Origin of the sequence: Comamonas sp. B-9 (assembly GCF_000410635.1) — a bacterium.
Classification (GTDB): Bacteria; Pseudomonadota; Gammaproteobacteria; order Burkholderiales; family Burkholderiaceae_C; genus Comamonas.
Genome location: NZ_KE148612.1, coordinates 1368 through 1771, shown reverse-complemented (window position 1 = coordinate 1771; position 404 = coordinate 1368). Strand labels below are relative to the sequence as shown.

General features: G+C 72.0%; 1 pseudogene. It reads left to right on the top strand.

From position 1 onward, the window contains the following. Positions 1–404, top strand: a pseudogene (locus H928_RS32455) (DNA polymerase Y family protein); the annotation flags it as partial.

The following is a 404-nucleotide window of genomic DNA, read 5'->3' as shown; positions in this document are numbered from 1 at the left end:
CGCCACGGCATGGGCCAGCCGCTGCCCCAGGTGCTGGCGCCCCTGCCCTTGCAGGCCATCGATGCGGTGGCCCGCCATGCCGAGCTGCTGAGCCAGCTGGGCTGCCAGAGCCTGGGCGCCGTGCATGCGCTGCCCCGAGGCGCGCTGGCCCGGCGCATGGATACGGGCATCTTGAAAGCCCTGGACCATGCCCATGGCCTGCTGCCCGACCGCTACCCCTGGATCAGCCTACCCGCCCGCTTTGATGCCCGGCTGGAGCTGCCCATGCGCATCGACCAGGCCGATGCGCTGATGCATGGCGCGCGCCAGCTGCTGCTGCAGCTGTGCGGCTGGCTGGCGGGACAGCGGGCGGGCGTGCGCAGCTTTCGGCTGTGCTGGTGCCATGATGCGATGCGCTCCCGCCA